The organism is Paenibacillus sp. Z3-2, from assembly GCF_054161325.1.
The window spans coordinates 3,180,944-3,194,034 of sequence record NZ_CP096397.1 but is presented as its reverse complement, the minus strand read 5'-3'; the positions used below and the strand labels follow the sequence as shown (position 1 = coordinate 3,194,034).

Below are 13,091 nucleotides of genomic sequence, written 5' to 3'. Positions count from 1 at the left end.
AAGTCTCCTCCTTATATTTTCATCTTCGTAACTTTGATATTGATATAGGTGAAGACCAGGATAAATAGGAACAGGATGTAAGAAGCCGCAGAGGCCAAGCCATACTCATGGCCACCAAAACCTCGCTCAAATATGAATCCGACAACGGTATGCAAAGATCGCGCAGGACTTCCCTGCAAGCCACCGAGCATGTAAGCATCGGAAAACCGTTGTAGACCACCGATCCAACCGATGATAAACAGAACCGTCAAACTGCCAAGCATATTCGGCAAAGTAATGTGCAACCATTGCTTAAAGGGTGATGCACCATCGATAGAGGCCGCTTCGTAATAGTCGTTGGAGATTGCTTGAAGATTGGCAAGATTAATAATAATAACGAAGCCTAGCCAGTGCCATACAGAGAGAATGATCGCACTCCACTTGGCAGAGAGGGGCTGTGACAGCCAGATGATCTTCTCGAGGCCCATCAATTGTAAAGCATAGTTGAGTGGACCGTCAGGATGAAGAACAGCCAGGAAGACGGTAGCAGCTGCAACAATGGAGGTGACATTTGGCAGATAGAACAGCACCTTGAAGAAATTGGAGCCTCGCCGCAAATTATTAATCAGACAAGCAATGATGAAGCCTAGCGGAATAGCAAGCAAAAGCTGGAAGACGGTAATATAGAGCGTATTGTACACGGAATACCAGAAGGTCCCTGACTCCAGTACGCTTACGTAATTCTCCAGACCAACAAATCGCTCATCGATCCCTTTGGTGAAGCTGAGCCGCAATGACTCGGCCAGCGGATAGATCATGAACAGCACAATGCCAAGTATGGTGGGAAGAAGAAACAGATACCAAGCAAGTGAGGATTGCCGGCGAATTGCCTTTTTGCGTTTACGCAGCATGCGTTGGTCGAATACGCCTGTCGGTGTAGCCGTTGACATATGGTCGGACAAAGAACTGTCCCTCCCTTCCTTTACATTTCAGAGTTATGAAAACTTCCGGCAAAGAGATCACGCGTAGAATAGGCTCAGGAAACAAAAACAACACGATACTGACTATAACACCGAGTAGCAGATTCGCTACTAATGCAGTCCGGGCAACGTAATCAGCCTCAACCCGTTTCCCCGAGCCACTCAACTGGCTGATAATAATCCGGTTCCAATGGTGGCAAAGCCGAACAACAGATTAGTTGTAGACAGCAATTGCGAGACTGTACCTACGGCAGCAACGGCAAGATCGGAATAATTGCTAAGCATTAACGTATCAATGGTGAAGATTACCGTCTGCACCATTTGGCTCAAAAAGATGGCCAGGCCAATCCCAGCCGGGTGAAGGATGCAGGAGTGCTCTCAGCGCTGTAAAACTCTTCACCTCGTAGACAGACACGGCATCTACACCCATGTGCATATACTTGATAAACAAATTTCTGTCCTCCGGCAAGGTATAGATCCATACATGCAGCCCGTGATAGTGAGCCTGCTCAATCAGATATGGCCGACAGCATTCATAGTGGAGGTTCACACCTCTGAATCCCGAATCAGACGCTCGCTGGCATAGCTCCGTCACTTGCCCCCGGTAGCTTGTTTCGTCAAGCTCATGAAGATTCTCCGGCAGATTCCACATGACATATCTGGAATATTCAGAACCCTCCATCAGCCGTGTGGCCCCTGTGAACCACACCTGGGTCCATGAATCTGTCTCCTTTACAACAGCTATCGCAGCCGCTGTTGCCTGCTCTGTTTTGAGGTCTAGATTAAAGGTAATGGGCAGTTGATTGAATCGGGTTAATACCCGTTTCAACGTCTCTGGCTGCTGTCCCGTTTTCGTTAGTTGCACATAATTCATCTGATTAAGAGGTGGCTCATCATCATGTTGGAGAACAGCCACATGATCTTGTGTTACTCTGACATCTACTTCTATAATATGAGCGCCTGCCTTCATACCGACTTCGCAGGATTCAAGTGTATTCCAGCTTGTCCCTTCGCAACCTGTATGGGCGATCAGCTTCGGATATAGCATCGTTATCCCTCTTCTGCATGTTATTCTTCTATCTGATGCCTGTTAGCGAAATATATCGCGTTGGTGCAGGCGAGAGTTGTCAGGATTCCCTCGATCGTGCCGAATAGCCGCACACGAAGCCATACCAATCCCTCGATTGTCAACATAATAGGCAGGCCGTTATATTCGGAGGCTGGTACTTTGGCCAACTCTCCCAAGTTGGAATCAACGATAATCAGATTCCCCTCATCGGCCCCCCAGGGACGCTCGGGCTGGGATGAGTGTGTAATTCGGACAGTGAGTCCGACAGTAGGATTAGCCTTCCTGATGGTTAAGGGGACCTCTTCTCCGAGTCCGTATTGTTCAGTGCCAAGAGCAAGACTGGCTTCCAGTAAAGGGCCCATGCTTAAGCAGATCTGTCCCTTCTTGATGGCAGAAATAATGGATGCGATGGAATGAGGCTCTGGTGTATCATGCACACCGATATACGTATAAGCGGACAGACTGTCCCCCGGATCAGATCTGTGCCAATCACGTCCGGCTGTAGCGGATATCCGATACCCTTTGTTTAGCAGTTCGGTCCATTGTCTGAAAGCAGGTATATTATGATTCTTCATTGGAGGCATCGTCTCATGCCATACTTCTATATAATCAATTTGATTCCAATCCTTTACGGGGTAGTCCCAGTGACAGCCTGTACAGATTGGACTGCCGAAGCTATAGGGATGAGCGATCCCAACAATGCCTCCCTGCTCATGAACACGAGCAATGCCCTTATGAATGTCGTGCGGCCCTAGATCTCTCCATTCGCAATAGGGTGCCCCGAGGGTCAGCATATGACCGTAGAACGTTGTCCACTCCATACCCGGAATGATAGTAATGCCTGTCTGATTGCTGACAGCTTCGGCATCCGCAAGTCCCGATATGGTGTTGTGGTCTGTAAGCGCGATACCTTTGAGTCCAAGCTTTGCAGCACTCTGGCACATCTCCAGAAGAGAATGTGTTCCATCACTATGAGGCGTATGGGTATGAAGTTCGTATGGAGTCCATTTCATCTTTCTTTCCCCCTCACTAGTAATTCATAGCAGCAATCTGGCGTTACAACACAATGCACGCTGATTGTCACCTTCCATACGCCGGAAGGAATCTCCCCGGCGATGAACCCGGGAGACGTCTTGCTCTCATCCTGACAGATGACATGCTGCTGTTCCGGATCATGCCGATGCGCAGAGCCGCGAAAACCCTCGGGACTATCCAGAGATAATGTCAATAAGTTCTGTAAAGGATAAAATTTCTCCCATTCTTGCTTGTGTAATTCAATCCATGCCGGATCGGAGTATGTCTCAATAGCTTCCAAAATAAGTGGCTGTGAGGCTTCCTTGTCTAACCATGATTTGGGGGCATACCTAAATTCAATCTCCAATAAAGATAAGTGGGGATCCAAGTGAAACTGGTACGTAATATGTGTTTTAGAGCTGAGCGGATTGAGCTTCCCTTCAACGGCGATAATATCCCTTTGCATTGCCAGCGTCTCCTTTGTATGTATTATAATTTTCTTGTATGGTATCGTTACCAGAACAACTCCATTTACTACTTTAATTAATCCTTGTTAATTCTAGTACTGCTTTTTTGTCGACTTGTATAAAAAGTGTTTGGTTGGATACCCCATCTGTCGGGATACAAAAATACAGACCCGTCAGCTTGGACGGATCTGTATTTTTGTATCCCATGTTATAGTCTTCTGCAACTTGCCCTTTCCATGATTCGGTGCGGTAGGTAGATGTCTCCACAATTCTTTTGATTAGGATTTTCAATTAAGGCGTGCAGATATTCCAGTGAAGTCCTACCGATTTCCCAGGCTGGTTGCTGTATTGAAGTAAGAAGTGGCCTGACCGCTTCGGCAATCTGGCTGTCATCAAATCCCATGATCGAAATATCATCAGGAACCCTCAGTCCATAATCAAGCACACAGTTCATAGCACCTACAGCCATATCGTCACTGGCGGCAAATACAACGGTAGGGAGCTCTCCCTGCTCCAGAATTTCCTGCATCATGATTCGTCCACTTTCCAGCTTATAGTTACCGAATTTGATGTGATCAGGATTCAGTGGAATGTCGAATTTGCTTAAAGCATCTACATAACCTTGATAGCGGTCGTGGCCTGACGATATATCTCGTAGATCGCCGCCCAGGAAGGCAATTCGGCGATGACCGAGACCGATTAAATACTCGGTGGCATCCAGTGCCGCCCGATAATCATTGATTAACACAGAGAATCTACCTGGTAGTGGGGAGCGAACACAGGAGAATAGGATCGGTATTGAAGCGCTCTCAATAAAAGACAAAATACGATCATCCACTTTCTGGTGCATGATAATGATTCCGTCGACCCGCATCTCCTGGACAGCCTGTAAATACTTGAACTCCTTCTCTAGATTCTCCGCGATGTTACAGACAATCAGATTATAACCATACTCGCTGGCGCTTTCCTCGATACTGCTTAATATTGTGGAGCAGAAATAATTCCTGAGGTCTGGAACGATAATCCCAATTATATTGGTCTTCTGTTTTTTTAGACTGCGTGCAATATGGCTTGGGGAGTAATTTAATTCCTCGATAGCATCGTTTACCTTGTCAAGGATACGTTGGCTTATATACTTCTCTCTATTCAAGACCCGGGAAACACTTGTAACAGAGACTCCAGCACGCTCGGCTACATCTTTTATGCTTGCACCCAAACTATCACTCCTTAACCAAATCAATACGGATTTGCAGAAGCATAATGAAGCCACCTCTGCTGTACAAATCAGTTAGTGCATAGAGATTACACATCCTCTATTATACAGTCTTACGTAACAAAGTGGAGTGATGTGTTATTTTCCAAAAAAATACTTCTTTATATGCAGTAGCAAGAAGTGCGCCTTGGCTTTTACAGCTAATTGATATCCTTCCCTTTGACATAGCGGGCTAAAGAGAAGTCAGCTTTGTCCCAATTCAGTTTTTGAATAAACAATAAGCAGCAACTGGAATGCTGGTGAGGATCAAATATTTGATGCGGCTATGCCTTTAAGTAAGACCTCAAACGTATGCTCAAAAGTGGGCCTGAGCCGCTCCATCAGCTGCTCTACCGGCTCCTCAGAGCCGGCATAAGCAGATATCATCCCGTTAAGCGTAAAAAAGTAAATCCGTGAATACAACAATGAACGTTCAGGTCCGGGATCATTGCCCAGACAATCCGCAATAACTCCGGTAAGTTTGGCGAACATGCTGTTTCGCAGTTGATTAAGTTCCATCTCCGGCGAAGGCTCATCTACTCTTACCGACTTCACATTGAAAAATAAACTATACATATTACGGTTAGCCAGACAAAATTCAAGCATTGCCAGACTCAGGGCCTTCAGTTGGACTTCAGGATGCGGCTCTTTGGCGATCAGCTGATCAATACACTCAAGCAGAGACAACAGTGGAGGCATGGATAGTTGATGAAGCAACACTTCCTTATCTTTAAAATATATGTATATCGTTGTATGTGAGCAACCTGCCGCCTTGGCGATCTCCCGCATGGTAACTGTATCATACCCCCGGTTAGCGAATAGCTTGCCTGCTGCTTGCAGAATATTTTTTTTGGTTTCGGCTGATCTTATTTCCTGCTTGGAAGCCATCTATCCAGCCACCTCGTCAGCTTTGGAGATTCGACTGTCCAGCCAACCGCAGAGGACTGTGAAAACTAACATGAAAACAATGAAACTCATGGCGGTACCCCCTTAGAATAAACCTGTTACATCTGAAATCAACGTTACCATAAGAGCAGTCCCCAGCACAACCGACGAGAGCAGGGCAGCCCTTCTACCTCGCCCTGCAGCGGCGGTCTTAAGGGCAGAACGGGAATACATTATAATCCCTACAAGAATCAATAGAAGCTCCAGTAGAATAGCCAACCAGGTGAACTTCCAGACTCCTAAACCAAGAAGAGGCAGACCTCCCCAATTGCCAGGCAGCAGAACCATGTCTGCACGGTGGACCACAACGTCAAGAATCCAGTGACTGAACACCACTCCGCTCAGGATCTTCCCTGCTCTTGCCCCCCACAACCTACGCCCGGCCAATCCGGCCAATAACGACAGCAAAAGAGCTGCAACCAGAGAATGTGAATAATCTGCATGAATAATCAAATTCCCGTAACCACCACCATGTACAGCCTCATCCATAGTCTCCATACCACTTAGCAGCAGAGGTACGAAAGCCAAATCAAGTAGCTGTGTCCCAACCATCAAAGCCCACAAAGGAACCTCAGGCACCTTCGATCTTACAGCGGCGGCTAATCCAAAATGTCCGGCTAACATTCTTCACTCTCCTATGCATATATTATAACCAATGGTTATTAACCACTGGTTATAATATATGCGCCAAAGTTATAGTTGTCAATATAAAGCCAGCATGCAGAAGAAGGTTATATCGGACGGTCGTGCTTCCAAATTCGAATTGGCAGAGCAGAATGCCATCTACGACCGGTCGATTAATTCGATAATCAATGCAAACATAGCAGTCATTCCTCCCTGCTTTCGCAATATCATGCAATGCTTCCATCGTTCTTCAATCGGAGTGTTTTTCAGATTGTCCTCTGTCATTAAAAACTATCCTGCCCATACAAGAACAAGAACTTGATCCCTTAAAATAAAAAAAGCCGCTAAAATAGCGACTTCCTCGGGGACCATGTTCTTATCTTCAACAATGACACCAGCTTATTCAGTATGAAATTTAGGTATACCAATAATCAGGCTGCGTACTTAAATAAGTCAAACTCTTTCCCTCATTTGAACTCGGAATAAGGAATAATAAACTCTGGCATTCCTTCAGCGAAGGAAGTATATTCATATTCCGTGAAATAGATAACGATACCGTCATGGGTTAGGTAATAATCTCGATCAGCTTCGATCGTCTTAAATGGAGTAGCCAACTCCAATCCGCGATGATTGATGTGATCTGTGATTTGGCTGTTAATGATAGAGACATAATCGGCATTACCTGCCGCATCCTTCAACGAAATTGGATCACCTGTTACAAGATCGAACGTGTAAGGAACCCTCGTCGTAATTCCATGCGCTCCCCCCATATAAAGATCATAATCCACATACAGGCTCAATTTCCCATTCTCGTTATACATAACTGTAAATCTGCCATCGAGGCTCGGTTGCCGAATTTCAGCCTTTGGATTCTTGATTAGTAATTGATTATTCGCTTTTACGACTGTATCCATTTCCTTCGATCCCGCTGCAATGTGCCTGTCGGTCTCCTGCTTCAAAAAGGCGTTGATCTTATCCTGTACTTTCTCTTTTGCATAGCCCTTAATTACCGGATAGTAGACGAGCAATGATTTGCCATCTCCGTCGGCACCGATCTCCTCCGCTTGAACCTGCAAGTCGTTTTCCTTAATCGATTGAATACCGACCTGCTTTGTACTATTCTGATATGAAATTACATAGCCCATCCGCTCCAGTAGGAAGCGAAGTGGCAAATAAGTTGTATTGTCCTGGAGAATGACTTGAGGTCCAAAGACCGGTTGTCCATTCAAATGAATGGTATTATTAGAGAGGTTAATTTGAAGCGATCGTCCATTTCCCGACACTTCAACGAGTTGATTAGTCTTATTGAAATTGGTGGTTAACCCTAGAGCTGTATTTAGGTTCCTAAGAGCGATATAGGTCGATCCATTTTTATTAATCGTACCAATGCTTGATTTCTTTCCTTCAATGCTGAACGGCTGTGCGGTAACTTTATATTTGGAAACGGCAGCAGCGGCTACCAGATGGCCCTCGGACATGAAGTATGCCATGGGCGATGCCAGTAATGCTGTCATAATTGCACTTACAATTAACTTATTTCTCTTCTTGTTTCTATTCATTTTTTTCTTACATCCTTTCGGGATTCAAGTTCATTTTCTTTCTAGCTTCTTAAACGCAAGTTTATAGCAAAAGGTTTCAAAGGTACCGAGCTGCGTATGTAAAATAAGCTATTCATCAACATGGGACTTGATCGTCAGTACTGTGCTATTCTTAATGATACAAGGAAGTACAACGAAACTGGAGGAGGCAAGACATCCATGAAATCCAAACGAGCAATAATCGATCGAAGAAACGCCGAGCGTCGGATTCGCCGGGAACAGAAAAAGAATCCACCCGGTCCTTTCTTCAAGCTGTTCGACTGGGTGTGGAAGATCATATTTATCTTATTCCTGTCATCTCTTTCTGTCGTTGCCTTCTGCCATTGGTTTTTGCGCACGGGTTCTGGTCCGGGAGGATCAAATCTCATCGCTTTCACTGCTGAACGAATGGCTACTTTAATGCTTTTTATAATCCTGGCTACTGCCTGCATAGTCGGTATACGAGTTATGATTAAGTCTAAAGATACCTCTTCCAGCAGAGCTTCCAAACATCCGGACGGAAAACGTTTGATCATAATGAAAATTATTGTTTTTCTGTTCTTTGTAATCGTTATGGTCATTTCAATGATTATCTGCTGGGCGCAACTGAAAGCTTTATTGAAGATTGGAAAACTAGTGTTATTGTCTTTAGGTTGATCGGGATGGCCCTTTATTTTAACAGGGTTATCAGCGAATAAACAGTTTCATCAAATTTATATAAATTGGGTTGATCATGTAGCCATTCGGGCTTAAGGAATACCTCTTACCTGTGTCCAACCGCCGTATTTGTTCCATGTTCTTCTCATTCAGTTCAAAGTCGAATATTTCGTTATTCTCTTTTATCCGTCGAGGGTTCGTCGATTTGGGAATGACCAGAATTCCGCGTTGCAGATGCCAGCGTAAAATGACTTGCGCAACCGATTTCTGATGGCGACGGGCAATTGTAGCCAGCTCTGGATGCTCCAGCAGCGCCTTGTTTCCCTGCCCCAACGGGCCCCACGCTTCATGCAGAATCCGATGCCGAAGCATATAATCATGTAATTCGTGTTGTGGGAATTCCGGATGGGTCTCGATCTGATTAACCATCGGCGAAATTCGGGAATTCTTCTTGAGATGCTCCAGATGATGGATCTCGAAATTGGCTACACCTATAACTTTAATTCTACCTTCGTCGTATAACTCTTCCATCGCCTTCCAGGCGTTCACGTAATGAGGACCGGCGAAATGAATCATGTACATATCGAGATACGTTACGTTCAGCTTCTGGCAAGTCTGTTCGAACGCCCTTTTCGTCGCATGGTACCCGAGATCTGTCGTCCACGCTTTGGAGGTAATGAAGAACTCCTCCCGGGGAATGCCGCTTTTTTGAATGACTCGGCCTAGCGCTGCTTCATTTCCGTAAATTTTGGCTGTGTCGAAATGGCGATAACCAATTCGAATAGCCTCTTCGACAGTCCTCTCGAAAATTTTCCCGTCTTTGATCTTATACAGGCCGAACCCGAGTTGAGGAATGCCGACTCCGTTTGCCGCTTCGACTGTCCGATTCAATCGCAACGCCCCCTCACTGTTATTCTAATCGTTATTCCGATGCTTGTTCTTCACATTGCGCAAACACTTTTTCTATTTCATTTACCAGTTTTTTCAATAATTTCAACTTGCTTCCTGAGTCCAGACTGTAATAGTTGAGAGTCCCTTCTTTACGCACGCTTATAATCTGCGATTCTTTTAATATCTTCAGATGATGTGATACGGTCGGTCGGGATAGGTGTGTCTTCATCCTGATCTCGCCTACGCGCATGCCGGTTTTTTGCGGTCCTTGAATTAAGGCGATGAGGATGGCTTGCCGGGTCTCGTCTCCAATCGCGTTTAACACCTTCTGATTGTTCTTGAATTCGATAGCAATCGTAGCCGTGAGTTTCTGATCCAGACAAATCGTCCCCTTCTGTAATATTCGTTTAATTCTTGTAGGTACAGCCTATCATAATCTCGAATTCGGTTGCACATTGGGAAAGAAAATCAAGAACCTGTTTTTCCCATTTCCTTCCTCAAGCTCACTCAGTTGACGTGTCAATGTACGATGCGTCACCATGGAGAGCCATTTTGGCAATTCATTAAAGTATCACGAAAGATACCTGGTATCTCGAATGTGCGTACTTACATAAAGTTTGTGAGTTAGTTAATATAAAAATAACATTTAGTTCAATACTGAACAAATGAAATTAACTATAAGGAGTTTTGTACATATGGAAACGATATTAGTATATGGAGCGTCAGGGGTACAAGGCGGAGCGGTAGCAAGATTGCTAACTTCCAAAGGGGTAGCGGTTCGCACCATTACACGTCACGAGAAAAACGTAACGTTCTTGAAGGAACAAGGTATAGAGGCATTTGTTGGTGATCTGTCTGTACTAGAAACGTTGAATGAAGTTAACAGCGGTGTTGATAAAGTCTTCTTGAACATGCCAATCGAGTATGACACAGTATTATTGAAGCAACAGATTACAAATGCTGTGGAAGCTGCCCGACAAGCGAACGTGAAATTGATCGTTGTGAATTCGAATGGCTTTTTACCAGAACAGCCAACCGACACCCAAACGTTGGATGTTAAACGCGAAATGATCGAGTATGTACGACATAGCGGTATTCCAACTACACTGGTGAAACCCACACTCTATATGGAGAACTTCTTGATTCCGGGTCTCATTCGTAATGGGATACTTTTCTACCCAGTACCAGTGGATAAACCGATCCCATGGATCAGCTCCGAGGATGCAGCACAATATCATGTTTATGCGTTAAACCATCCTGAACTGGCAGGACAAGTGATACTGGCTCCGGGGCCTGAAGCACTCACCGGTGTAGAGCTGGGTGAACGTTTTACACAAGCATCGGCACAAAATGTGAACTTTCATTCCCTGAACTATGATGATTTTGAAGCAGCGCTTACGCCAGTAATGGGAGCAGAGCAAGCAGCTGGAATTGCGGGCTTCTATCGTTGGATCGGAGCCAATATTGATTCCTTGAACTATTATGATGTGAAAGATCGTGTCATTGTTCCAGATCTCCAGTTGACTTCGCTGAAAGAATGGTTGCAACAACCGCATATAAATACAATGTTTGGTTCTTAAGCAACATCACACTAGTGATAATAATGCTTTATTTTTCAGGGAATGTACGACTCGTACATTCCCTGTTTCTAATTAGGACTTCAACGCCAGATAGATGTCCTGTGTAACTTAACCAGTCCACCTACCTATTCACCAGTAACCATAGGCTTTTCAGTCCTACTGCTCATCTTTCCGAATAGAAGTAGGGCAAGAAGCAAAATGCTTACAGCTCCAAAACCTAACCAATTTAAATACAAGACAGATGTACGAATGATGACAAGCCCGCCTAATCCAGAACCCAGTGCAAAACCAAATTGGATGAACGACGTGTTTACACTAAGGGCAATGTCCGGATTACGAGGTGCCAGAGTAACCAGATATAGTTGCTGGGCCGGGGATATGCTCCACGTTACTAACATAAAAATCATTAAAACCAGGATTAAAACCATGAGATTAACTCCAGCTAGAGCGAATAAAAGAAGAGTTGCCCCTTGTAACAGAAGTCCGAGACAAATAGTAAACTTGGATCCCTTAGCATCTGCCAATTGTCCGCCAACTTTTGATCCGACGAAGCTGCAAATTCCCGCGAGAAACAGAACACCGCTGATCTCAGTCATGGTAAGAGAGGATGTAGCTTGCAAGAAAGGCGTAATGTAAGTGAACAGTGTAGAATAGCCGCCGATATACAATAAAGTAATAAGCAAAGCAGTCAGAATAGTTGGATTTTTTAAAATGGAGAGCTGCATTCTGAGGGTGACCTTTTCTTCCTCTTTAATAGCCGGAACCTTTTTGTAGATGATAAGTAATGGAAGAACACTTAACAAACCGATGAATACAAATAGAACTCTCCATCCAAACATCTCACTTAAAAATGTGCCCAATGGGACACCGAGCACTAGCGAACTGCTTAGTCCCATCAAGATGATGCCGATGGCATTGCCCCTTTTCTCTTTTTCAACGAGTCGTGTTGATACGGTCATCGCTACTACGGTAGCCATGCCTCCGCTAGCCCCTTGCATAATTCGCACCCATAGTAATGTTTCGTATGAAAGGTTTAAAAGCATAAGTCCGTTGCTGGCAATAAACACACTGAGGGTAGACAACAGTATTTTTTTGCGATCCATGTTTATTGTAAATGCAATGAGAATTGGAGCGATAATGGCTGCTGCCAGAGCGAATACAGTCACCAGTAAACCAACATCTGAAGTAGATACGCTCAAGTCTGCGGCGATCATTTCAATGACTCCTGTAATAATGTATTCAATGGTTCCAATCAGAAAAACAGCCAATGCGAGGACATGGATGATCCATTTATTTTTCAACTTACTCCACTCCGTCTTCTTCAGTTATCTATTTAGTATTGGGATTTGTATTTCTATGAATTGTGCATCTTGTTCTTGAGATAAGGGTAAATATAATTCCCTACCAGCTTCGTTCTCCTTGATCTGATATGTTTCGACTTGCCCCTCTTCCTCTATAAGCTGTATGAGCTTCTCAATCCGGATAAGTTTGGCTTGTTCCATATCGATAATCTGCTGGATTTCGCTTCTTTTCAGCTTAAACATGCCTTGAATATTCTCTAATGTAATATCTTCCTGTAGAAGCTGTGTGATCTGTGGCAATGTAACCCCCAACTCTTTATAAATAAAAATTCGGTTGAGCTCCAGAAGCTGATCTGCTGAATAGTAACGGTAGCCCGTATCGGAATCCACCATTTTCGGCTTAAGTACGCCGATCTGGTCATAATAACGCAGTGTTTTTAATGAGACCCTACTTAGCCTGGAAAACGACTGATTTTGAACAAAAGCTCATCTCCAATCTATTAACATAATTCGAGTATACAGTTTCCCGTGCAGGGGAGAGTCAAGGGTGTGTATGCTTCTCATTTGTGTACCTAAAATCAACTACCTTCCTTGTGATCACTCTATGTTGATGTTATAGGTAAGTCAAAGAACCGTTTCTGAATGAAACGTTCATTTTTTTTGAACAAAAAAATGCCACTTATCGTGGCATCCTTGAATTTATAGAATTACCGGCTGCAACAGCCCATCCGTTCCGAAATATAGCGGATCTATAC

At 44.4% G+C, this 13,091-nt stretch carries 16 protein-coding genes; 2 read left to right on the top strand and 14 right to left on the bottom strand.

Annotated elements, in window-relative coordinates; translation table 11 throughout:
* Positions 1-11: 11 nt before the first annotated feature.
* The 10 genes from M1D71_RS14355 to M1D71_RS14310 all read right to left on the bottom strand — a co-directional run bounded on the left by M1D71_RS14355 (position 12) and on the right by M1D71_RS14310 (position 7,889).
* The gene (locus M1D71_RS14355) at positions 12-941 is read right to left on the bottom strand and encodes a carbohydrate ABC transporter permease (RefSeq protein ID WP_458127020.1); all 930 of its coding nucleotides are present in this window, start codon (positions 939-941) and stop codon (positions 12-14) included.
* A complete protein-coding gene (locus tag M1D71_RS14350) occupies positions 880-1,125 on the bottom strand; it encodes an MATE family efflux transporter (RefSeq protein WP_458127019.1) in 246 nt (81 codons plus the stop codon). The genes M1D71_RS14355 and M1D71_RS14350 overlap by 62 nt, the downstream gene beginning before the upstream one ends.
* Complete coding sequence (locus M1D71_RS14345) at positions 1,122-1,289, bottom strand: hypothetical protein (protein ID WP_458127018.1); 168 nt, start codon at positions 1,287-1,289, stop codon at positions 1,122-1,124. The genes M1D71_RS14350 and M1D71_RS14345 overlap by 4 nt, the downstream gene beginning before the upstream one ends.
* Positions 1,252-2,007, bottom strand: a complete 756-nt coding sequence (locus M1D71_RS14340; RefSeq protein WP_458127017.1) for a glycerophosphodiester phosphodiesterase — start codon at positions 2,005-2,007, stop codon at positions 1,252-1,254. Before M1D71_RS14340 ends, M1D71_RS14345 begins: the two co-directional genes overlap by 38 nt.
* 20 nt (positions 2,008-2,027) lie before the next feature.
* Positions 2,028-3,041 carry a CehA/McbA family metallohydrolase gene (locus M1D71_RS14335; protein WP_458127016.1) on the bottom strand — a complete coding sequence of 338 codons (1,014 nt, stop codon included), beginning with the start codon at positions 3,039-3,041 and terminating at the stop codon, positions 2,028-2,030.
* Positions 3,038-3,508 carry a hypothetical protein gene (locus M1D71_RS14330; RefSeq protein WP_458127015.1) on the bottom strand — a complete coding sequence of 157 codons (471 nt, stop codon included), beginning with the start codon at positions 3,506-3,508 and terminating at the stop codon, positions 3,038-3,040. The genes M1D71_RS14335 and M1D71_RS14330 overlap by 4 nt, the downstream gene beginning before the upstream one ends.
* Before the next feature lie 209 nt (positions 3,509-3,717).
* A complete protein-coding gene (locus tag M1D71_RS14325) occupies positions 3,718-4,725 on the bottom strand; it encodes a LacI family DNA-binding transcriptional regulator (RefSeq protein ID WP_458127014.1) in 1,008 nt (335 codons plus the stop codon).
* A 303-nt stretch (positions 4,726-5,028) separates the two neighbouring features.
* A complete protein-coding gene (locus tag M1D71_RS14320; protein ID WP_458127013.1) occupies positions 5,029-5,649 on the bottom strand; it encodes a TetR/AcrR family transcriptional regulator in 621 nt (206 codons plus the stop codon).
* 102 nt (positions 5,650-5,751) lie between these two features.
* Positions 5,752-6,330 carry a permease gene (locus tag M1D71_RS14315; protein ID WP_458127012.1) on the bottom strand — a complete coding sequence of 193 codons (579 nt, stop codon included), beginning with the start codon at positions 6,328-6,330 and terminating at the stop codon, positions 5,752-5,754.
* A gap of 467 nt (positions 6,331-6,797) precedes the next feature.
* Positions 6,798-7,889, bottom strand: a complete 1,092-nt coding sequence (locus M1D71_RS14310) for a stalk domain-containing protein (protein ID WP_458127011.1) — start codon at positions 7,887-7,889, stop codon at positions 6,798-6,800.
* Positions 7,890-8,087: 198 nt separating this feature from the next.
* On the opposite strand from M1D71_RS14310, the gene M1D71_RS14305 reads away from it, so the two are divergent.
* Positions 8,088-8,564, top strand: a complete 477-nt coding sequence (locus M1D71_RS14305) for a hypothetical protein (RefSeq protein ID WP_458127010.1) — start codon at positions 8,088-8,090, stop codon at positions 8,562-8,564.
* Between the two features lie 30 nt (positions 8,565-8,594).
* Here M1D71_RS14305 and M1D71_RS14300 read toward each other — a convergent pair whose 3' ends face one another.
* Both M1D71_RS14300 and M1D71_RS14295 read right to left on the bottom strand, forming a co-directional pair.
* On the bottom strand, positions 8,595-9,455 hold the full coding sequence (locus M1D71_RS14300) for an aldo/keto reductase (protein ID WP_458127009.1): 861 nt from the start codon (positions 9,453-9,455) through the stop codon (positions 8,595-8,597).
* Positions 9,456-9,486: 31 nt separating this feature from the next.
* Positions 9,487-9,840 carry an ArsR/SmtB family transcription factor gene (locus tag M1D71_RS14295; RefSeq protein ID WP_458127250.1) on the bottom strand — a complete coding sequence of 118 codons (354 nt, stop codon included), beginning with the start codon at positions 9,838-9,840 and terminating at the stop codon, positions 9,487-9,489.
* A gap of 310 nt (positions 9,841-10,150) precedes the next feature.
* Between M1D71_RS14295 and M1D71_RS14290 the strand changes: the two genes are divergently transcribed.
* A complete protein-coding gene (locus M1D71_RS14290) occupies positions 10,151-11,035 on the top strand; it encodes an SDR family oxidoreductase (protein ID WP_458127008.1) in 885 nt (294 codons plus the stop codon).
* A gap of 125 nt (positions 11,036-11,160) precedes the next feature.
* Here the strand turns inward: M1D71_RS14290 and M1D71_RS14285 are convergent, their stop codons facing one another.
* Positions 11,161-12,336, bottom strand: coding sequence for an MFS transporter (locus M1D71_RS14285; protein ID WP_458127007.1), 1,176 nt, complete (start codon positions 12,334-12,336; stop codon positions 11,161-11,163).
* A 24-nt stretch (positions 12,337-12,360) separates the two neighbouring features.
* Positions 12,361-12,768, bottom strand: a complete 408-nt coding sequence (locus M1D71_RS14280; protein ID WP_458127249.1) for a MerR family transcriptional regulator — start codon at positions 12,766-12,768, stop codon at positions 12,361-12,363.
* Positions 12,769-13,091 lie beyond the last annotated feature (323 nt).

Coding starts and splice junctions, on each gene's coding strand:
- M1D71_RS14320 (WP_458127013.1), bottom strand. CDS start 5,649: ATGGCTTCCAAGCAGGAAATAAGATCAGCCGAAACCAAAAAAAATATT.
- M1D71_RS14315 (WP_458127012.1), bottom strand. CDS start 6,330: ATGTTAGCCGGACATTTTGGATTAGCCGCCGCTGTAAGATCGAAGGTG.
- M1D71_RS14335 (WP_458127016.1), bottom strand. CDS start 3,041: ATGAAATGGACTCCATACGAACTTCATACCCATACGCCTCATAGTGAT.
- M1D71_RS14290 (WP_458127008.1), top strand. CDS start 10,151: ATGGAAACGATATTAGTATATGGAGCGTCAGGGGTACAAGGCGGAGCG.
- M1D71_RS14330 (WP_458127015.1), bottom strand. CDS start 3,508: ATGCAAAGGGATATTATCGCCGTTGAAGGGAAGCTCAATCCGCTCAGC.
- M1D71_RS14310 (WP_458127011.1), bottom strand. CDS start 7,889: ATGAATAGAAACAAGAAGAGAAATAAGTTAATTGTAAGTGCAATTATG.
- M1D71_RS14305 (WP_458127010.1), top strand. CDS start 8,088: ATGAAATCCAAACGAGCAATAATCGATCGAAGAAACGCCGAGCGTCGG.
- M1D71_RS14340 (WP_458127017.1), bottom strand. CDS start 2,007: ATGCTATATCCGAAGCTGATCGCCCATACAGGTTGCGAAGGGACAAGC.